Origin of the sequence: Rhizobium sp. BE258 (genome assembly GCF_031457345.1) — a bacterium.
Classification (GTDB): domain Bacteria; phylum Pseudomonadota; class Alphaproteobacteria; order Rhizobiales; family Rhizobiaceae; genus Rhizobium.
Window position 1 is genome coordinate 23,780 of record NZ_JAVDWL010000001.1, and the last position, 17,842, is coordinate 41,621.

General features: G+C 58.9%; 22 protein-coding genes. 9 read left to right on the top strand and 13 right to left on the bottom strand.

Annotated features, from left to right (window positions below; all coding sequences use genetic code 11):
- The first annotated feature begins 444 nt into the window (after nucleotides 1-444).
- The 6 genes from J2X43_RS00125 to J2X43_RS00150 all read left to right on the top strand — a co-directional run bounded on the left by J2X43_RS00125 (nucleotide 445) and on the right by J2X43_RS00150 (nucleotide 4,343).
- Nucleotides 445-1,626: a hypothetical protein gene (locus J2X43_RS00125; RefSeq protein WP_310289859.1), complete on the top strand. Its 1,182-nt coding sequence runs from the start codon at nucleotides 445-447 to the stop codon at nucleotides 1,624-1,626.
- Nucleotides 1,627-1,746: 120 nt separating this feature from the next.
- Nucleotides 1,747-1,947: a DUF4238 domain-containing protein gene (locus J2X43_RS00130; RefSeq protein WP_310289862.1), complete on the top strand. Its 201-nt coding sequence runs from the start codon at nucleotides 1,747-1,749 to the stop codon at nucleotides 1,945-1,947.
- A 105-nt stretch (nucleotides 1,948-2,052) separates the two neighbouring features.
- Nucleotides 2,053-2,268, top strand: coding sequence for a hypothetical protein (locus J2X43_RS00135; protein WP_310289864.1), 216 nt, complete (start codon nucleotides 2,053-2,055; stop codon nucleotides 2,266-2,268).
- On the top strand, nucleotides 2,258-2,743 hold the full coding sequence (locus J2X43_RS00140; protein WP_310289868.1) for a DUF4238 domain-containing protein: 486 nt from the start codon (nucleotides 2,258-2,260) through the stop codon (nucleotides 2,741-2,743). Before J2X43_RS00135 ends, J2X43_RS00140 begins: the two co-directional genes overlap by 11 nt.
- A gap of 93 nt (nucleotides 2,744-2,836) precedes the next feature.
- The gene (locus J2X43_RS00145; RefSeq protein WP_310289870.1) at nucleotides 2,837-3,322 is read left to right on the top strand and encodes a hypothetical protein; all 486 of its coding nucleotides are present in this window, start codon (nucleotides 2,837-2,839) and stop codon (nucleotides 3,320-3,322) included.
- 97 nt (nucleotides 3,323-3,419) lie between these two features.
- Nucleotides 3,420-4,343 (top strand): hypothetical protein, encoded by a 924-nt coding sequence (locus tag J2X43_RS00150; protein ID WP_310289873.1) that lies wholly within the window; start codon nucleotides 3,420-3,422, stop codon nucleotides 4,341-4,343.
- Here the strand turns inward: J2X43_RS00150 and J2X43_RS00155 are convergent.
- From J2X43_RS00155 to J2X43_RS00180, 6 genes are all read right to left on the bottom strand, one after another.
- The gene (locus tag J2X43_RS00155; protein ID WP_310289876.1) at nucleotides 4,303-5,802 is read right to left on the bottom strand and encodes a hypothetical protein; all 1,500 of its coding nucleotides are present in this window, start codon (nucleotides 5,800-5,802) and stop codon (nucleotides 4,303-4,305) included. The genes J2X43_RS00150 and J2X43_RS00155 overlap by 41 nt on opposite strands.
- A gap of 186 nt (nucleotides 5,803-5,988) precedes the next feature.
- Nucleotides 5,989-6,264 carry a hypothetical protein gene (locus J2X43_RS00160; protein WP_310289878.1) on the bottom strand — a complete coding sequence of 92 codons (276 nt, stop codon included), beginning with the start codon at nucleotides 6,262-6,264 and terminating at the stop codon, nucleotides 5,989-5,991.
- A gap of 22 nt (nucleotides 6,265-6,286) precedes the next feature.
- Nucleotides 6,287-8,008 (bottom strand): AAA family ATPase, encoded by a 1,722-nt coding sequence (locus J2X43_RS00165; RefSeq protein ID WP_310289881.1) that lies wholly within the window; start codon nucleotides 8,006-8,008, stop codon nucleotides 6,287-6,289.
- Between the two features lie 155 nt (nucleotides 8,009-8,163).
- Nucleotides 8,164-8,601, bottom strand: a complete 438-nt coding sequence (locus J2X43_RS00170) for a hypothetical protein (protein ID WP_310289885.1) — start codon at nucleotides 8,599-8,601, stop codon at nucleotides 8,164-8,166.
- A gap of 671 nt (nucleotides 8,602-9,272) precedes the next feature.
- Nucleotides 9,273-9,698, bottom strand: a complete 426-nt coding sequence (locus tag J2X43_RS00175) for a BLUF domain-containing protein (protein ID WP_310289888.1) — start codon at nucleotides 9,696-9,698, stop codon at nucleotides 9,273-9,275.
- A 9-nt stretch (nucleotides 9,699-9,707) separates the two neighbouring features.
- Complete coding sequence (locus J2X43_RS00180; RefSeq protein WP_310289890.1) at nucleotides 9,708-11,156, bottom strand: EAL domain-containing protein; 1,449 nt, start codon at nucleotides 11,154-11,156, stop codon at nucleotides 9,708-9,710.
- 310 nt (nucleotides 11,157-11,466) lie between these two features.
- Here J2X43_RS00180 and J2X43_RS00185 point away from each other — a divergent pair, with 310 nt between their 5' ends.
- Nucleotides 11,467-11,709 (top strand): hypothetical protein, encoded by a 243-nt coding sequence (locus tag J2X43_RS00185; protein WP_310289891.1) that lies wholly within the window; start codon nucleotides 11,467-11,469, stop codon nucleotides 11,707-11,709.
- On the opposite strand, the gene J2X43_RS00190 is transcribed toward J2X43_RS00185, so the two are convergent.
- The 4 genes from J2X43_RS00190 to J2X43_RS00205 form a co-directional block, all read right to left on the bottom strand.
- Nucleotides 11,706-12,086 (bottom strand): response regulator, encoded by a 381-nt coding sequence (locus tag J2X43_RS00190; RefSeq protein ID WP_310289894.1) that lies wholly within the window; start codon nucleotides 12,084-12,086, stop codon nucleotides 11,706-11,708. The two genes, J2X43_RS00185 and J2X43_RS00190, sit on opposite strands and share 4 nt — an antisense overlap.
- A gap of 110 nt (nucleotides 12,087-12,196) precedes the next feature.
- Entirely contained in the window at nucleotides 12,197-12,379 is a 183-nt protein-coding gene (locus J2X43_RS00195; RefSeq protein WP_112387863.1) for a hypothetical protein, read from the bottom strand.
- 189 nt (nucleotides 12,380-12,568) lie between these two features.
- The gene (locus J2X43_RS00200) at nucleotides 12,569-12,835 is read right to left on the bottom strand and encodes a hypothetical protein (protein WP_112445199.1); all 267 of its coding nucleotides are present in this window, start codon (nucleotides 12,833-12,835) and stop codon (nucleotides 12,569-12,571) included.
- Nucleotides 12,836-12,892: 57 nt separating this feature from the next.
- Nucleotides 12,893-13,366 carry an Hsp20 family protein gene (locus tag J2X43_RS00205; protein WP_310289899.1) on the bottom strand — a complete coding sequence of 158 codons (474 nt, stop codon included), beginning with the start codon at nucleotides 13,364-13,366 and terminating at the stop codon, nucleotides 12,893-12,895.
- 244 nt (nucleotides 13,367-13,610) lie between these two features.
- On the opposite strand from J2X43_RS00205, the gene J2X43_RS00210 reads away from it, so the two are divergent.
- Nucleotides 13,611-13,943 (top strand): hypothetical protein, encoded by a 333-nt coding sequence (locus J2X43_RS00210; protein WP_310289902.1) that lies wholly within the window; start codon nucleotides 13,611-13,613, stop codon nucleotides 13,941-13,943.
- A complete protein-coding gene (locus J2X43_RS00215; protein WP_112515526.1) occupies nucleotides 13,940-14,242 on the top strand; it encodes a hypothetical protein in 303 nt (100 codons plus the stop codon). The genes J2X43_RS00210 and J2X43_RS00215 overlap by 4 nt, the downstream gene beginning before the upstream one ends.
- A gap of 282 nt (nucleotides 14,243-14,524) precedes the next feature.
- Here J2X43_RS00215 and J2X43_RS00220 read toward each other — a convergent pair whose 3' ends face one another.
- The 3 genes from J2X43_RS00220 to J2X43_RS00230 all read right to left on the bottom strand — a co-directional run bounded on the left by J2X43_RS00220 (nucleotide 14,525) and on the right by J2X43_RS00230 (nucleotide 17,337).
- Nucleotides 14,525-15,163, bottom strand: coding sequence for a glutathione S-transferase (locus tag J2X43_RS00220; protein ID WP_310289906.1), 639 nt, complete (start codon nucleotides 15,161-15,163; stop codon nucleotides 14,525-14,527).
- Between the two features lie 91 nt (nucleotides 15,164-15,254).
- Entirely contained in the window at nucleotides 15,255-16,418 is a 1,164-nt protein-coding gene (locus tag J2X43_RS00225; RefSeq protein WP_310289907.1) for a zinc-dependent alcohol dehydrogenase, read from the bottom strand.
- A gap of 43 nt (nucleotides 16,419-16,461) precedes the next feature.
- A complete protein-coding gene (locus tag J2X43_RS00230) occupies nucleotides 16,462-17,337 on the bottom strand; it encodes an SDR family oxidoreductase (RefSeq protein WP_310289910.1) in 876 nt (291 codons plus the stop codon).
- Nucleotides 17,338-17,842: the final 505 nt, after the last annotated feature.

Sequence of the window (17,842 nt, forward strand, 5' to 3'; positions counted from 1 at the left end):
AGAGTAGCTCAGGGAGTACAGCACGTCAGCCTCGCGGCAAATTTCGCAAGCACGGCAGCGTTGGAACAGCTCAGAAGGCTTCTTATCGACACTCCAGTCCAATCACTACACGTCACGGCCAGATCGCTTTCTCGGGCTGCAGAGCAAATCGATAGTCCGGAGGGGCCAGTCATCGAGCAGCTACAGCGCGATCCTTGGATGCCTTCCATAATCCGCCGTCGCGTCTTCGGCACCCCGCCCTCTCCGGGGAGCGCCCCCACGTTCGACCGTCAGCTCCAGTAACCACTATCTTCTCGCGACTTTATTGGCCCCATTGCCAGGCCCTAACTCTAGGAGCGTCGCCGGGTTGGGTTGACGCTCTAGTTGTCATCTAAAGCTCGATTGTAACGTTTTTTCCAAAACGTTACAACCGAGCTTCCACAGCGCGCTCTAGCAGGCACTTCGATGGCAATTAGGACTTCCGGCACCGCCCGCATTCGACATGCAGCCACGGGCGTAATCTACCAGATCGACGCCGGTGAGCTCGAGTGGAATGCTTCAGCCGGCGACGAGCGCCAGATGGGTCCCGAGATCGAGTATATTGCCGAGGTGGCTCATCCGGAGCTGGGTCCTCTTTCTTGGCACCTTTGGGAGTACCCGGTCGGCGTCGAGAATTTCCAGAACGAAGAGATGAACGGCCACGAGCTTGTCGATAATTTCAACATATCGCTCGAGGCAGAGCCGGACACGGAGGACCAAGTCGAGGCCGTGGCCGACGAGATGAAGGAGTGGTTCTACGCTCACTATGAAGACCCGGCTCAATCTCTTCCGCACTCGAGCGCCGACGGCGGCTATCAGTGGATAAATGGAGGCCCCTACGAACCTACTGAAGTCTTGGAAGAAGAATTCGGCAGTCGCTACCCTTTTTCGCTGATCGAGCAGGTCGGAAAGATTATAACGGACGAAACTGGTCTCTTCGACTGGTCGCCGGTTCGCGATGACGACTTCTTCGAGGACGCGGCCGATCCCTCTGCGGCGAGCCCCGCCGAAGACTCCGGCGCTGACGGCCTCGTAAAACAGGTATCTGATTTCACTCTTCTGATCGCTCCGCTGCTGGAGATCGAAGAAACCGCTCCAGACCGGCCGTCGGTCGCTGGCATCGGACACAATGGTCCGCCGAACCCAATCGAGGAGCTTGGACTCGAGCAGGGGTTCTTCCGTGCCCTCGACGCCCGAAGCCGTAACCTCGCTGATTTGGCCAGGCGAGTGGACGCCATTCTGCAGAATTTGCCCGCGGAAACCGCTGTGCCAGTTCCAGCGGTGACAGCCGGCCCCGATGGAAGTTCTGACCTTCAGGAGCTTGCATCGGCAATCCGCGAGAACACCGAAGCGATCAGGCTCCAATCGACCGCACTTCAGTCAACGATCAAGGGGTTCGGCGCAGTCGCCATCGGCGGCTACGTTTTGGATAAGATGTTCGACGGCGTCCTTGGGAAGGTTGGCGAACTGCTGTTCGAAAAAGGCGCCGTCATGGCGCCGCCGCTTGCGGCCGCGGCTGCGGATTATCTGCATATAGTAGCTGTCAAGCTTGATGGTGTTCTCGATGCGGCGATGCATTTTATCCATGCCCTCCCCGCAATCTTCTGAACTGTCACCAAGTTGATCACCTCAGCTCGTGTCTCGGAGAGCGAGCGACAATGGGTACGATTGGCGCCTTCGAGAGGTTCGCGCTTGCGATCTATAAAGCCGTGTTGAGGAGAGACCGCAATGAACGATCCGATGAAGCATCATTTCCTACCGGTCTTTTATCTCAAGAACTGGCGTGGCGAGGACGGGAGGCTTGTTCAGTTCAGTCGGCCTTATGGTACCAAGGTCAAGGCCCTAAGAAAGCATCCCGACGCGACAGGCTTCATCAAGAAGCTTTACGCTATCGAAGGATCGAGCGGCGCTGTATCGGTCGAGATCTAAAAGACGTTTCTCTCGCCAGTGGACAGCCAGGCGGCCGAGGCCTTACGTACTATGATTGGAGAAGGAGCGCTTAAGGAAACTCAACGCCGCGCTTGGGCTAACTTCATGATGACCCTGCTTCTGCGGATGCCCGCGGAAATATCGCTGCTTAAGCAATTCATTCGAAAGCTGGAAATAGAACTGACCCAGTGGATCGAGACCATGGCACGCGACGTCGTGCCATCGGAACATCATCCCGCCATCGAGCGTGGAATGGTCGATCTTCGGGATTCGATGTTGCCGCGAAACGTATCACAGGTTCTCCGTGTTAATGTCGCATGAAGACATCATCGGCCGCTTGCTGGAATTGAATTGGGGCGTCGTTGATGTCCGATTGTCTGCGATTGAGCTCCTCACCTCCGATCGACCTGTCGTCATTGATAACGATCAGCAAAGCGGCGACACATCTTTCGTCCTGCCCGTCGGTCCCGAGAAACTCTTCATCGCGACAACCTCGAAGTCGCTCCACGACAGATTGAGGTCGGCAGACAACAAGAAACTTGTGGAAGCTGTTAATCGGAAAATTTTCGGGTGTGCGAGCCAGTATGTCTTCGCCCGCACGGAGCGGCAGATGCGATTTATCGAGAATCGCTTCGGCTCCGAAAGCGAGCCATCTCTTGCAGAGAAGATACTACGGGACGCAAACCTGATGGCAGACAATTTCCATTCGATGCTGCCCCCGATAGATCCGACGGAGTACAGGCAAAAAATTGTGGAGGCGATCGCGCGGCATGAGGCGACCGCGCTTTCGACGTGACGCGGCTCTCCTCCGGGCGGGACGTATCCAACTACCCGCGAAAGACCTTGGTAACGCGTGGCGGCTACAACCAAACGGCGGTAGGAGTTCGACATGACGAGAATAACCAATTACGGACGTTACCTCTCCGAAACAGACAAGGTGAACAACCTTATAAAGCTCATCCGCAGTCGGTTAGCAGCGCGCGCCTTGGCGAAAGACCCCGATCTTATAAAGCATGCATACGGCTCCTTGGATGAGGTCAACCGCCTTTGGGGCTGGGTTCCTTCCCACGACGAATGGCGAGAGCTGCTTGCTCGACCAGTCGCGGACATCCGGCTTGAGTTGACGGCGCGCAATCAAAGGATGGACAGGCTCCGAATTGACTGCCCCTTCTTCCGGCTTTCTGACCATGGGCTCGACTTCACGGATGAAGCTCAGCGACGACGTATCTGGTGGATAGCGAAGCGGCTGGCCGGCATCTCGACCCGAGACGAGCTTTTTGTTCGATCTGACGAGTATGAACAGAAGCGACGATCCTGGTACGGATATCTCAGACCCTCTTCCGGCGCCGCCTGCCGTGCTGGCGGCGCGACGTGATCATTCGGGGCTGAACGAATAAGTGCCATCGGCCGCGCAGGTGATTTTCGGGTTGCAAGCCGGCGAGAGATGATCTTCTCAAACAGGAGATCTCGAAATGCTGATGACACTGAAAGACGGGTACGAAGCCTATATCGACAGGTGCGTTTTCAAGAGCGAGGATGACTTCCGCGCCGACGGGCCAGTGCTCGGATGGCTTGGTTCGGACGATCGGCCGGTAGAAAGTGTCGCAGACCGGCTCACAGCTCAGATCATCAGTCGGCGCCCGAACGGACACCTCGATGTCTGGGGCCCGTTGTCGGAGACCGGTTTCGAGCATCTTTCTCTCGATGACGCTCTAACCCTCGGTTTTACGACTACCGAGTATCAGGCCGGCCTGCGTCATCGCCTTCTGCGCGGCCTCCTTCTTCAGAACGAAGAGGAGCTTTCTGCAGAGACAGAGCCACCTGCAGACGAGTGGGAGGCAGCTTCGCGCGAAGGCCTTGGCGACTGGACCGAGTGGAACCCGGTAAGGCGGGTTCCGTACCCACTTGAAGCTGGATTCGAACGAAACGAAGTTATCGGTTGGGCCGCCGCCAATATGCTGGGCGGGGAGGACTTTGCAGAGGATCGCTTCCACCGCGAAACCATCGTACGCGATCGCGATACCGGCGCCGTCTCCAGGAGCGGAGTACGGCTTAAGGAGTGCGGGATCGAAAGCCTGTCGCTTCGCGACGCTCTGGTTCTCGGTTTCACAACATCCGACTACCAGACTGCGTTGCGCGTTCGCATACTGGAACGCCGCCACATCGTCGACGAGGCAGACCTCGAAACGTCCCGGCTGCCTCCAATGGCCGTCAGGCACGGTCTCGAAACTTACGGCCGGGATTGCTCGTACCGTATAGGCAAAGGCTTCCTCTGGACGCGCGAAAACTGGGAAAAGGAACGAGCTCTACGCGAATGGGTATCTCGCGTAGAGCGACCGAGAACAATGAAACCGATCAGCCGGCCTTGGGAAGATCTGCCGACGCTTTCCTTCTAGCATTGAACCTCAGGCTGAAAGCCTGGAGCTGACGCCGGGAGTACTCCAATTCTTCAGGGTCCGGTTCCGGGTTCGCCCACTCGGGAATTAGCCAGTCGGGCTCAGCTTTGAGGTAATGTTCGAAGAAATCGTCTGGCGACGGGCCTGTGTCGTCGTCGTCGGTGTCCAGGATACGCCATGCATCATGTTCATTTTCGCGGAGATACTTGATTGCCTTCGCTCTGATGTCGGGTATGTAAGCGCAGCCCCTATTGATGAGCTTCGAGCAACGTTCCTTTCCCGCTTCGCCAGCAAGGCAGAGATTGACGACGAGCACTAGCGCCGACCTCTCCGTGAGATACTTGGCGAAGAACGTTTCCTCACCGATCTCCCACTTCGTGTAGATGTGTTCCAGCAGGAGCTCTGCGGCGGCTTGATCACTGGTGCGGTCCAATAAAGTCCTTTCCACCAAGTCCCGCACCCTCCCCTCCTTTGCGAGCCCGTCTGACATTACCGGGCGCATCCACAACTTCGAGCACAAGGCCAATATGGTGTGTTCATAGCGCTCGCGAAGTGCTGCCTCGGAATTTCCCGCGATCAAATCCTTGAAGACCACCTCGAGCTGCTCGAGCCGATCTTCGTCATCAGGAGCATTTTTTATAATCGCGCTGAGGGCAGCGTCCGCGGCGCTTACGTTTTTGGCCTTACGTGCGAGTATGGCCGTATCGGCAACGATGACGTCGATCAACCAAGTGCTGCTCGGCGGCAGTGTGCGATCATTGATGAGCTTCTCGAACAGATGACGCTGCATCTTCGGATCTTTTCGTTCCGCGAAGCACTCAAATAGGATCCGAGCATTCTTGTCATAAACGGCGCCGTACGCTCCGATGCCGTCGATCATTCGCGAGATCATCTTGCCGTGCACTCTAGGATCAAGGCTTTCAAGCTCGTCGTCAGCGACGTAGGAGCGGCCTCGGACTAACGCCGGAAACATGTCGATTCGCTGCATGCGCTCCAGCAGTTCGGAAACTCCCTGCTCGGCCCACAACAGTTTCTTACCAAGGAATCGAGTGACGCCCTCTAAAATAAAACGTGCGGCGCTAGCCTGAGTAGTAGCTAGACCGGAGGCGTGCGCCGCCCGGTTCCGCGCGGTCAGCAGTTCAAGCAGATAGCGCTTGTTCTCCGGTTCCCCCAGCATACTTGACTCCTTGAGCTGACGGAAGACTTCGGCCTCATAGCTCTTCTGCTGGTCGAACGCCTTTTCGATCGCCTGACTGACAATCTTGGCGGGGTCGTCGAAAGGAGCAAAATCGCGAAGTTTCAACCTGAGATCTTCAAAAACCGCACAAGCCGTCATCACGACGGACGCCCGGTATGCACCCGCCTCGTAACAATCTATCGCTTCAGAGAGGTACCCTTTTGAATCTTCGTTATGCACTCTTTGAAGCAACTGCTCTTTATCGATAAAGTCTTCGGACATGCCTTGCCTGCCTTCGTTGGTACGTCCTCGAGCTAAGCGTCCAACAGTAAAGGCCGAGTTTAAAGATCACATCCCTAGCGTGTTCCACCAAAATAGATTTCGACGAATTCGCGAGCAAGGTTACCGCGCGATGAAGACAGCCAACCGCATTCTTGTAGCGCGGGATCCACGGAGCTCGATCGTCAGTTATCGAGGCCGCAATTTTTTTCGCGGCATTTTCTTCCGGTCCTCGACGAACTTGGTCAGCGACAAGTCAAGAAGGATCCCCTCAATGTCGGTCAACGACATCAGTATCGTCTCAGCGCCGTCGATCGAGACCAGACACGGGCGCCCGGCCAGCGCGTCTGTCGTAAGCAGATAAAGCCGCGAGCGGGCTTCGCGCACCGTCAATGGACGCCCGCAATCCTTAGCGATGAATGCTCGGAACGAACTGGCCCGCTCGTGCGGCGGCAACGATCGCATGCGCTTGATATCCCCCGACCATCTATTCGTCATCGCTAGGCACCAGTTCGTCGAACAGCTCCCTTGCCCGGTCGCCGGTCACGTTGCCCTCAGCGTTCAGAATAGCTGCCAGCTCACAGATAAAAAGCGCCTTCCGGGCTACGAGCTTCCTGGCATCGTCTAGTGCATCGGAAAGAATTCGTTCCACGCGTCCATTGATCTCGGGCATCGTCCGCCGAATCTTTTCCAGATCTTCGGCAGAGTTTGCCGAAAGGAAGGTGGTGACGCCGCCCATACCGAGCTGGGCGACCATGCACGTTGCGATGTCGGCAGCTTTCTGCAAATCAGAACCGGCGCCTCCTCCCGCACCCTCGAGGTGATCGCCAAAGAACAGCCTCTCTGCCGCCATGCCTGCGAGTTGCACCACAATTCCCGACCTGAAGAACTTAGAGTCATGCACGCGGTCATGAGGGTCGAAATGCGCCCCGCCGCCTACACCGATGCCGTTACGGAAGCTGTCCAGCACCACTACGCCTTCGATGCTTCCCAGGTCTAATGCGATAATGGCAGCGGCGTGGCCCGCCTCATGAATGCAGATGTGATCGCGAAGCTCGCCGGCGATAGGCTCGGCGGCGGGAAGGCACGACAACATGTCAGAGACCGTGATTTCTCGCGACTGCATGCGTGCCCGCCGGCGGGAGTCCTTCACGAGCTGCTCAATGTCGGCACCGGAGAATCCGACCGTCTCTTTGGCCAGCCTCCGGACGTCAGCCGGCGAGATCGCGTCACCAAGGTAGGTCCTTAGGATACCCGCCCGCGCCTCCGTGTTCGGAATTGAGAGAACGTACTGCTTACCGAGACGACCCGGACGCAGGAATGCCTTGTCAATCCGACCAGGATGATTGCAAGCGCCGACCACGACGACCCCTTCTCGCCTCAAGGCGCCGTCGAGACATTCCAACAGACCAGCGACAACTTCCGTCGAATACTGCGCGTTCTGCCCCGAAAACGCCGAACGATCTCCGATTGCGTCGAACTCGTCGAGAAGCAGGACCGTGGGCGCCCGCTCCGCGGCAATCCGGAAAGTCTCGCGCATGGCCTTTAGGAGGTCGCCTAAATGACCTGCCGCCTGCCACTGGGCCAGAGACGATGCTACGAACGAGCACCCACAGCTTCGGGCCAGCGCCCTCGCAAACAACGTTTTCCCGACGCCAGGCGGGCCGCTTAACAGGACGCCGGAGTCGACGTCCCTCCAGGAGATCTCGCCCTGTCTCCAGGCAGCGACGTCGGCGATGACAGATTTTGCCCAGTCGGCGATTTCGCCGTACCCCGAGAGACTTTCTACCGGCACGGTTCCCACGTCCATCGTGGAAGCCCTCGCGGCCGCGAGCCTTTTAAGGGCCTCCAAAGTTGAACGTCCGGGCCTTAATGCGGAAAGGACATCCTCGATCGGGAATTTTAGAAGGTCCTCTGCTTCACAGACGGGAAGCTCCCAATCAAGGGCTGCTCGCACGGCGCCTGAGAGCAGCGGGCCATCGATCGGTGCCACTCTGGTCACTCGATCGACGGCGGCGGTCAAAAAAGACGGAAGGCCGTCGCCCTTGTCGAGTAACACGAGGACCTTGTCGCTAAACCGCAGCAACGTGCCAACCTCGCTGAAGTCTCGTCGCCCTCTCGTCTTTGAAGCCACCACCGAAAGCTCAATCTCGGCGAGGACGGGTTCAGTCTGCTGGAGGTTTCTAAATGCGGCGACATATTCGCTCATTAAAGAATCCGGCACCACGACAGCCAGAGTGAACGGAACCTCGCCATAAACTGGACCGTGCTCCTTCAGCGTTTTGTTGAGTGAAAGGAGGCAGGCTGTTCGGGATAGTCTCCTAGATGGTTTTGGTTCGGTTGATCTGGGGCGCGTCATGTTGGTTACCTCACAAAAACGCGAACGACGGTATGCGGCGATAGCAGGCCCGCATCGAGGTCGACGGCAATAAATCTGTTTAGGATGAGTGATGAGAGCCCGGCCATCGGGGCAATTTCCTTGAAGGCGGAAAGGCACTCAGCGACGGTCGCCGAACCTTCTTGCTCCAGCGCAGCCAACAGCCTTATTCGATCCCCAAGCGGCGTCCGATAGTTGGCGTACCGAAGGAGATCCTTGGCGTTTTGCAGTCGATGGCCGGCAGCACGGATTTCCGCCTCCGGGACGAACCGATGCCAGAGCTGCCGACATGCTGCCGCCTCCGTCACCTCAGGATCCCCGTTAGCTTCCGTAACGTGAAGGTAGACTTCCCTGCCGCCGAAATAGGTCGCCATGAAGTCGGGAGGCGGACCTTCCCAGCCGATGTCCTTAAGTGCCGCGTCCATGCCGAAAGGGCGGCAGCACCACGCTGCTACATCGTCGTCAACGTCAAGAAGGCATCCCAGATCGCGCGCTAGCTGACTTCGGAAGTATGAAGGATTGGAGCACCGAACCGTCCCATATGGGCGGAAACGCTCGCCGTCAGTGCGCACGACGTCTCGGGTCGAACGACCCTCTGCTCTCGAAGGATTCATCGTCGTCTCCACAACAACACCAAAAGGATCCGCCGCGGTGCGGCAGCTCGATCAGAGTTGTTGCGGTTGTCGATGGGTCGTGAACATGATGGAACAAATAAAGAACGACATGTCGGGCGTCAAGGCGCCCAGCACGAAATTATTCGTCGCGAGATCGTCGGCACATTGTAATTGAACAAGAGTGCGCAAATATCGTGTGCGCGAAGGAGGGAAGACAGAGATGCTGTAAAGGGCGGCGACAGGCCCGAGCCGCCGTCATAGGACTTCTCATCGTCACCATCTTGGCGCTCGGTCTGAGCAGTTAGGTATCTCAGGCGACGACGGCGCCTGTCCAACCGGCCGATCGCAACCGATCCGACCAAAAACCTTCGGGCCTGCTCACAATGAGGAACCAGGGAAAGCAAATGCCAACTCATGGTACGAACTCGATCTGCCGTCAGCACTGGTCGGTCTCCGGCCGGTTCACTCCGAGAGTATCGCGGTCACGCCGCCTGCACTGCCGACGCAACCATGGACCTCAGCTTCTCAAACAGAGCGTTTGCTGTGAATATGCCACCATCGAAACTTGAACTACCGATCCATCCATCGAAGGCTTGGGAGTGATCGCCAACATAGGCCATTGACCAGTTTTCGAAGGCACGCTTAGACACGGGGCCGAAATCGAGAACGCACACTTCGCCGTGGCGCGCATCCTGCTGGATCCGTTCGAATGTTGCTTCGAGAGCGCCCTGACGTCCCTCGAGGATCTGTCCGAAATAGCCGGCGCTGAACATCAATGCGCCCGATACGCCTACCAATGCGTTGTTGCGGCGGCTCTTTGCAAGGATGTCGTCCATTGCCGACCGGAGGCCTTGGTCGGCAAGTGGAACCCTGTTTTCGCTACAGTATACCAGGCGGAAGTCTGTCATAGCCGGTCCTCAATGTTGGGTCTTTATCAGCGTGGCCGCATCGGCAGGGCTCAGCGGCTTTCCGGTGAGATATCCTTGAACCTGTCCACAGCCTTCTTCGGCGATCTGCCGAAGTTGGTTCTCCGTCTCGACGCCCTCGGCGATCGTCATAATTCCCAAGCTTTTGCCAAGCGCGGTTACGGCCCTGACAATTGCGACGCTGTCTGGGCTGCTTTCCAGACTACGGACGAACGACTGGTCGATTTTTATCTTGTCGAACGGAAACTTTTGGAGGTAGCTGAGCGACGAATACCCGGTACCGAAGTCGTCCAGCGAAACCTTCATTCCCAGCTTTTTGATTTCTTCGAGCATCGCTACGACGGTATCGGTATCGTCCATCAACGCGCCTTCGGTGATTTCGAGGTCGAGCCGGGAGGCGGGCAGCCCGGCGTTGGACAGGGCGGATACGATCGTGTCGACCAGCTTTGGGTTCTTGAACTGCAGCGGTGAAAGATTCACCGAGACCGAGAGCGGTGCCGGCCACGACGCCGCCTCGGCGCAGGCGGTCCGTAATACCCACTCTCCAAGTTGTCCGATCATCCCGATTTCCTCGGCGAGCGGTATGAAAGCGGCTGGTGAAACGTGACCTCGATCTGGCGTCGACCAGCGTATGAGAGCTTCAAATCCTACAAGACGGCTCCCCTCGATTTCAAACTGCGGCTGGTAAACGAGGGAGAACTCCTTCATGACCATCGCCCGACGCAGCTCGATCTCCATCGCTCTCCTCGCCTGGCTCTCGCGGTCCATCGCATCGGTGAAAAACCGGTACGTTGCGCGCCCGCCGGTCTTCGCTTTGAACAGTGCCAAATCGGCGTTCTTAACGAGCTCGGTCACGTTCTCGCCATCGACCCCAATCAGAGCAATGCCGACGCTTGCTCCGATTTGCACAGTGTGCCCGTGAACGAGATAGGTCCGGCCAACGATGTCGATAAGCTTTCGTGCGAGAGTTTCTGCCGCGAGAGGCTGCTCTTCGGACGACTGAAGAATTACAAATTCGTCGCCGCCGACACGGGCGAGCAGATCGTGCGGGCCCAGAAGCCGGGAGATCCTCTCCGCCACTAACTTCAGCAGCGCATCGCCGACGGGGTGCCCCAGCGTGTCGTTGACGAATTTGAACCGGTCGAGATCGATGTAGATCACTGCCCCACGGGATCGTGAGACGACGTATTCGTTCAGCCGCGTCATCAGTGCAGATCGGTTGGCAAGCCCCGTTAGTACGTCAAGCTGTCGGCTGAGCGCCGTTTCCACTGCGAACGAAACGTCGCAGAACTCAATGACTGCGTGATCGCCGGCAGACCAATCCGCGGACATCAAAATGCTCTTGCCGTCGAGCGTTTCAAACAGATGCCGTTTTCGCTTCTCCTGCATCGCTGAGGTCAGCCTCGTGGCGGCTCCGGATGAAAGCACGCCGGACTTCATCGCTTCTTCCCACAAATCGCCAAACCGCATTCCCGGCCGGGGAGCGACCCCGAACAAGTATTGCGCGGACGGACTTGCACGGCTGATCTCGCCGTCCTCTCGAACGGTGACAACCGAGCACAGAACGGGCTCGTCGGAACGGTGACTCTCAAGATGCTCTCTGGCTACTACGCGTGGTGTAATCATCTCATCTGATGCCTGTGTGAAGCATCTGAGTACCGAAATCGCCTTTATTTTCTATGACCGCCCCCGGCCAGAACCTACTGCGTACTATAGCGGACCGAGGACTTTGGCGGATCGGCTTGAGCCAATGCCAGGAGCGTTCACATCGATCAGCATATTCGCTTTAGACCTCAATGACCACGGGCAGCACGTTCTGATCTGGGAGACGGTCGTCGACGGCGACGAGCCGGGAGCCGTCGAGGAAGCGAAGGAGCTCGCCAAGGACTACGCGGGAAATCTCGCAGTCAAACGCGAAGGACGACCCGCGGTCGGCAAGGAAAGCGATCCTATCGTCGTCTTTCAGACCGGTCGTGTCGGAAACTTCGACTAGCCGGCCAGCCGTCGTCCTTCTCCTGCGGTCATGTTTCCGACCATCGCAGCGATGACATCCAGCCCATATGGCTTCGGGACGAACACGGCGTCGCCAGGAAGTTCTTCCGGCCGGAGGCGGCGTCCGCCGGATGCGATGATGACCGGCACGTGCATGTGGGTTACCGAAATCATTTTTGCGAGATCGAGGCCGTTCAGGCTGCCGGGCATGTCAACGTCCGTGACGACGGCGTCGATGTTCCGCTGTCCGAGGACGGCCAGGGCTTCGAGGACGTTCGCCGCCTCGACCACGTCGTAGCCTTCGTCAAGAAGCGTGTCGGCAAGCATCATCCGGATCAGGATTTCGTCTTCGACGATGAGAACCGTACGCTGGTACATGGCAGTCTCCGCTCCGTTGCTCGCGAGATGAACTCGCTCAGCCAAGATTAGATGCCCCTCGGAGTGGAGTATTCGCTGTCATATTTAATAAAATGCGAACAAATGGGCCGTCAAAGCTGCTTGGCCCGCTGTTCCGCCTGCAGTCTTGCGGCTCTCAAACGCGCGGTCTTCGCCTCGCGCTGGCGGCGCTCCTCGTCGATCGCTCCTTGCGCTGTCCGATCAGTCCGCTCACGGATTTCCTCCCGTTCCTGCGTAGTGAGGGAATTCCGACGCCGTGCCGAGTTCTCGGTCATCATGCTTCCTCCATATTGAACGAGGGTAACGAGCAACGAGGCCAAAGGTCTCCGTCCGAAACAGGACAGAAGATATCCGTCGCTGCCTGCTATCCCTCACCGCGAAAGGCTCCTGGACCGCTACAATCAAGCCGGCTTGGCCCCCTCGGCCAAGCCGGAGTGCGATCGGCGGGTCGTGCCGCTCGGGGCTCAGATGGTTTCAGACACGGAAGCATTCGCCTCGGCGGTCATCCTGGACATGAAAAGTCCACGCGCGGCCGTCACCATCGACGCAAGGTGGGATCGATCACGAACCCCCTGACGGTAAAGCTCTACCAGGATCGTCGCAATCCTGGTCGCTTCCTCGGTATCCTTCGCGATACCGCCTTTGGCCAGAAGTTCATCGAACACCTCCTGACACTGCGAAAGATCGCGCACGTCGAAGGCGTCCAAGCGTTGGGGGGTGATGTGCCTCATAAATCCTCCTCATGGAAGCGCCGCGGCGCGACGCTTCCACTTTTCCCTGCGATCTGTTTATGCGACCTGCTTTTCAGCTTCGATCTGAAGCGGAGCGGGTTGCGGGTCGGCAGCGCCGATCGCGATCTTCCTGGGCTTCATCGCCTCGGGAATTTCGCGCTTCAGCGCGATGCTGAGCAGCCCGTTCTTCAGGCTCGCGTTCTCTACCTTAACATGGTCGGCGAGTTCGAAACGGCGCTCAAAGGCGCGGGCGGCAATGCCGCGATGCAGGTATTCGCCCGCGTTCGGTTCCTCGGCCTTCTGCGCCTTCACGACAAGGACATTGCGCTCCTGCGTGATTTCGAGATCATCTTCCGCAAAGCCCGCGACCGCCATCAGAATGCGATAGCCGTCTTCGGCGGTCTTGACGATGTCGTATGGCGGCCAGGTCTCGATCGCCTGAAGGCGCTGCGAGTTGGCGAGCAGGTTGAAGACCCGGTCGAAGCCGATGCTGGACCGGAACAGGGGGGCGAAGTCGAATTCGTTTCTCATAACCAAAACCTCCGTAAAGCGAGTTGGGAGAGACGCGGAACCAGCGTCTCCGTTGCTTGCCGGACCCTCTCTGGCGACCGACGCGAAATGATCTGGTTTTGCGTTTTTCCGGCTTCAAGAGCGGCGCTCGAAATTTTTTCGCGAGTTCCGCGCGCACATCTTGAACACGGGGAACGGGCGAACAATCTCATTGGGCACCTCGAGATTTTCGCACCATTGCTGAAGGTTTTCAGGAGACAAGACAATGACGATCGAAAGGAACGAATTCCAGAATTTAACAGCCCTCCACGCGCTGTCCGTAGGGCGAATACTTCGACGGCGACAGCGCTACGACCACCCGCGCGACGTGCTGGCCACCGCGCTCCCCGTCGACGAAAAGCGGTCGATCCTGGCCGCATGGGCCTCCGACCTCTTCGCGGTCGATTCTCGCCCGGACCTCAGGAAGCCGCCGGGCTTCCGTCGTCCGATCCGCTGCCAGGACATCCTCGACGCTCTTCGTAGTCTCGACGACCGTTGGGACGCTGAGGCGGGCGACGCTCCCCGTGATGGACAGCCACCGCCAGGGAGGCGGTCATGAGTAGGAGCGACAAGGAGATTTCCGCCCTCCGCGACGCCGGAGCATCACGAGCTGGCGCACGTTTGATGGTCGCCTCGCGCTACGCCGAGTGTCTGCACCGGCTGGCGAGACAGGCTAGCCATCTCGATCTCGGTGATCTTGGAGAGCGTCTGACGGAAGTCGCTAGCCTCATCGAAGAGATGGCGGACGAGCTCGTCGTAGATGAGCGTGGCGACATCCTGCTCAGAAAGGCCGGCCGGCTGATCGGGACGGTCGAGGCGGCGGTGGACAAAGTCGCCCGTCGGGAAACGCTTCATTGAGTTCTTAAGTCGCTTGGAGCCGCTAGGCGTGACGCTGCCTACGCCGCTCGACCTTAGCCGCCGGACGCGTGGGCGACGTCGATCCAAGCTTCGCAGGAGGTCAGTGCATGTCAATGACTTCCGGCTTTTGTTTAGACCCGACATGGGTAGTGCGTCATTGCCTTGAGCCGGGACAATCGTGTCGATGCGCGGCGCTCACAACGGGACGCCGCGCATCTCCCCGACCACAGGAGCACATCCTGGAAATTTTCCTGGTCTCTACTTGTCGTTTCGGGTCAACTGCTATTCCTTCGCGAAGGCATAGGGACCGCCCTTTTCCAGTGCCTTTCTGTAGGCTGGGAGGGCGTGGATCCGATCGATCCAGGCCATGGTCGCCGGACGCTCCCTCCCAAGTCCGGCCCGCGCCTTCGCGGCCTCGAGCGGAAAACTCATCATCACGTCGGCGGCGGTCATGGTCTCGCCGGCAAACCATTTCCTTGATTCCAGCTCGCTCTCGATGAAGTCGAGGTGCACGTCGATCATCTTCCTGACCTTCCGCGCGGCGAGCCGGCCGAGTAGCGGAACCTTCGACGCCACCAGGGCCGCGAATAGGACCGGCATTACCGATCCCTCCGCGTAATGAAGAAACTGCCGATAGGGCAAGCGCTCGGCCGGGTTCGACGGTCCCATCCTCCCTCCGGCCCTGTCGACCAGATACTCGCAGATCGCGCCTGCCTCCACGAGGACGATGCGTTTGCCAAGTTCGTCCTGATCTTCGACGATCGGAGACTTTCCGAGAGGATGTATCCGGCGTAGGTCCGCCGGAGCAGACATGTCCGCGCTGCGCTTGTAGAACCGGATCTCGTATTCGAACCCGAGTTCTTCGAGCATCCACAGAATACGCTGAGAGCGGCTGTTGTTCAGGTGATGGACGACGATCACGGATCGATCATTCCTTTGCTTGGGACTGCCCAAACGGAGGCCGCCGCTAGTCGGCAGCCTCCGTTGGTGTCTTGGGAAAAGTTACGGCAATTTATCCATTGGGGCGGATGACGACCTTCACGCAACCGTCTTCCTTGTCGCGGAAGGTCTTGTAGGCATCTGGCCCTTCTTCGAGACCGATGCGGTGCGTGATCAAGAACGACGGATCGATCTTTCCGTCGACGATAAGCTTCATCAGCGGTTCGAGGTAGCGTTGAACATGCGTCTGACCGGTCTTCAGCGTAAGGCCCTTGCCTACAAACGCGCCGAGCGGCGCCGGGACCGCGGGGCCAACGAACACGCCCGGCAAGGACACGACCCCGCCCGGACGGCACGCCATGATCGCCTGGCTGAGGGCGTAAGGTCGCTCCGTCGAGGTGAGTTTTGTCTGCATGGTCTCCATGACTCCGCCAGCGCCGTGGCTCTCCATGCCGACGGCCTCGATCACCGCGTCGGGTCCCTTCCCGCCGGTCATATCGAGGATTCGTTGCTGGAGATCCTCGTCGGTGTAGTCGAGGGTCTCGGCGCCGGACTGCTGCGCCAGTGCAAGGCGTTCGGGCACTGTGTCGATCGCGATGACGCGTTCCGCCCCCAGTAGGAAAGCCGACTTTATGGCGAAGAGTCCGACAGGACCGCAGCCGAAGACGGCGACGGTCTGTCCCTGCTTGATGTCGCAGTTTTCCGCCGCCATGTAGCCGGTCGGAAAGATATCGGAGAGGAAGAGGACCTGCTCGTCCGAAAGCCCATCCGGAACCTTGATGGGACCGACGTCCGCGTAGGGAACGCGTAGATATTGCGCCTGCCCGCCTGGGAAGCGGCCATACAGTTCCGAATAGCCGAAGAGGCCCGCCGTTGGATAGCCCACCTGCTTGGCCTGTTCCGCGCCGTTTGGATTCGAGCGTTCGCAGAGCGAGAACTGGCCCCATTGGCACTGGCGGCACTCGCCGCAGGAAATGGTAAACGGGACGACGACGCGGTCGCCGACCTTGAGCTTGGAATTGCCTCGGCCGACTTCCACCACCTCGCCCATGGTTTCATGCCCCATGACGTCACCAGCATGCATTCCAGGAACGAAGCCTCCGTACAGGTGGAGGTCGGAACCGCAGATCGCGCAACTCGTCACCTTGATGATGGCGTCGCGGTCGTCCTGAATGATCGGATCGTCGACCTCCTCGCATCGAATGTCGCCGCTACCGTGCCAGGTCAAAGCTTTCATTTGATATCTCCTAGTGAATGTTCCGTCTGAAAGAGATGGACGGTTACGGCTGTCCGCCGCCGCCGGCCGCACCGTAGACCTGTCCAGTCGCGTAACTCGCCTGCGGGTCGGCGAGCTGTACGTAGATCGACGCGAGTTCCACCGGCTGGCCTGGCCGGCCCATCGGAGTATCGCCCCCGAACTTCTCGAGCTTCTCCATCGTCGCTCCGCCGCTGACCTGAAGCGGCGTCCAAATCGGACCTGGCGCAACGCCGTTTACACGGATGCCTTTGGGCCCAAGCTGCTTGGCCATCGACTTAGTGAAATTCATCACCGCCGCTTTCGTCATCGCGTAATCGACGAGGTTCTCCGACGGATCGTAGGCCTGCTCGGACGTCGTCTGGATAATGGAGGAGCCCGGTTTCATGTGCTTGAGAGCGGCCTTCGTCAGAAGAAATGTCGCGTAGATATTCGTCTTCATGGTCGCGTCGAAGGCGTCGTAGGTGATGTCGCCGATCGACTGCGCCTGCTGCTGCCGGCCGGCGTTGTTAACGAGGATGTCGAGACCGCCAAGGGCCTCCACCGCGTCGTCGACTAGCTTCTCGCAGAAGGCGGCATCGCGAAGATCGCCGGGCAGTGCTACGCCCTTGCGGCCTTCCTTCTCGATGAGAGCGATCACTTCCTTCGCGTCCGGCTCTTCGTTCGGCAGATAATTGATGGCGACGTCCGCACCTTCGCGCGCGTAGGCGATAGCAGCGGCCCGGCCCATGCCGGAATCGCCGCCAGTGATCAGCGCCTTGCGCCCGGCGAGACGGCCTGAACCCTTGTAGGATGTCTCTCCGTGATCGGGCCTGGGGTTCATCTTTCCGGCAAGACCAGGGAACGGTTGGCTCTGCTTCTGAAACGGCGGCTTCGGGTACTTGGTCGTTGGATCTTCCATATGCGCGTTCTCCTGCGTGTTCGAAGCGGACCAGACCGTCCGGGGAAAGACCGACGCCCCAAGCGTCGCGCTTGCCGCGGCCAGTGCGGAGCGTCGGCTCATAGGAAATGAGTGTTGGGATGTCATCGATGCCCCTTCGGCGTTGCGCGTTCGTGCCCGGAGCACAAACTTCGCTGACGCTTCGATGTTCCCTTCTCCGGGGAGCGACAACCTGGTGTCACCTCGTCGAAACAGGAGGCCGCTCACCCGTTGGAACGGGGGCCGCCATACCCGGCGCCGAATCCTCGGGGGCTCCAAAAGGGAACACGAGACCGAACGCGGCGTTCTCCTTGCTCCATCCAGGGAGCCGTCATGGCCAATTCCATCCGACGCCGACCTCGTTCCACGCCAGGGCAGCCCGAGCCTTCGTCTTCCGTAAAACGGACTCAAGCCCAGATTCATTAACCCGTTCCAAGACCTGCCTACGAGGCGTTACCGGCCGAGCTGGCGAGGATTGCTGGCCGCC

Excerpts from the sequence above, each read along its gene's own strand:
- J2X43_RS00125 (WP_310289859.1), top strand. The coding sequence starts at position 445 with ATGGCAATTAGGACTTCCGGCACCGCCCGCATTCGACATGCAGCCACG.
- J2X43_RS00130 (WP_310289862.1), top strand. The coding sequence starts at position 1,747 with ATGAACGATCCGATGAAGCATCATTTCCTACCGGTCTTTTATCTCAAG.
- J2X43_RS00135 (WP_310289864.1), top strand. The coding sequence starts at position 2,053 with ATGATGACCCTGCTTCTGCGGATGCCCGCGGAAATATCGCTGCTTAAG.
- J2X43_RS00140 (WP_310289868.1), top strand. The coding sequence starts at position 2,258 with ATGTCGCATGAAGACATCATCGGCCGCTTGCTGGAATTGAATTGGGGC.
- J2X43_RS00145 (WP_310289870.1), top strand. The coding sequence starts at position 2,837 with ATGACGAGAATAACCAATTACGGACGTTACCTCTCCGAAACAGACAAG.
- J2X43_RS00150 (WP_310289873.1), top strand. The coding sequence starts at position 3,420 with ATGCTGATGACACTGAAAGACGGGTACGAAGCCTATATCGACAGGTGC.
- J2X43_RS00155 (WP_310289876.1), bottom strand. The coding sequence starts at position 5,802 with ATGTCCGAAGACTTTATCGATAAAGAGCAGTTGCTTCAAAGAGTGCAT.
- J2X43_RS00160 (WP_310289878.1), bottom strand. The coding sequence starts at position 6,264 with ATGCGATCGTTGCCGCCGCACGAGCGGGCCAGTTCGTTCCGAGCATTC.
- J2X43_RS00165 (WP_310289881.1), bottom strand. The coding sequence starts at position 8,008 with ATGAGCGAATATGTCGCCGCATTTAGAAACCTCCAGCAGACTGAACCC.
- J2X43_RS00170 (WP_310289885.1), bottom strand. The coding sequence starts at position 8,601 with ATGGACGCGGCACTTAAGGACATCGGCTGGGAAGGTCCGCCTCCCGAC.
- J2X43_RS00175 (WP_310289888.1), bottom strand. The coding sequence starts at position 9,698 with ATGACAGACTTCCGCCTGGTATACTGTAGCGAAAACAGGGTTCCACTT.
- J2X43_RS00180 (WP_310289890.1), bottom strand. The coding sequence starts at position 11,156 with ATGAAGTCCGGCGTGCTTTCATCCGGAGCCGCCACGAGGCTGACCTCA.
- J2X43_RS00185 (WP_310289891.1), top strand. The coding sequence starts at position 11,467 with ATGCCAGGAGCGTTCACATCGATCAGCATATTCGCTTTAGACCTCAAT.
- J2X43_RS00190 (WP_310289894.1), bottom strand. The coding sequence starts at position 12,086 with ATGTACCAGCGTACGGTTCTCATCGTCGAAGACGAAATCCTGATCCGG.
- J2X43_RS00195 (WP_112387863.1), bottom strand. The coding sequence starts at position 12,379 with ATGACCGAGAACTCGGCACGGCGTCGGAATTCCCTCACTACGCAGGAA.
- J2X43_RS00200 (WP_112445199.1), bottom strand. The coding sequence starts at position 12,835 with ATGAGGCACATCACCCCCCAACGCTTGGACGCCTTCGACGTGCGCGAT.
- J2X43_RS00205 (WP_310289899.1), bottom strand. The coding sequence starts at position 13,366 with ATGAGAAACGAATTCGACTTCGCCCCCCTGTTCCGGTCCAGCATCGGC.
- J2X43_RS00210 (WP_310289902.1), top strand. The coding sequence starts at position 13,611 with ATGACGATCGAAAGGAACGAATTCCAGAATTTAACAGCCCTCCACGCG.
- J2X43_RS00215 (WP_112515526.1), top strand. The coding sequence starts at position 13,940 with ATGAGTAGGAGCGACAAGGAGATTTCCGCCCTCCGCGACGCCGGAGCA.
- J2X43_RS00225 (WP_310289907.1), bottom strand. The coding sequence starts at position 16,418 with ATGAAAGCTTTGACCTGGCACGGTAGCGGCGACATTCGATGCGAGGAG.
- J2X43_RS00230 (WP_310289910.1), bottom strand. The coding sequence starts at position 17,337 with ATGGAAGATCCAACGACCAAGTACCCGAAGCCGCCGTTTCAGAAGCAG.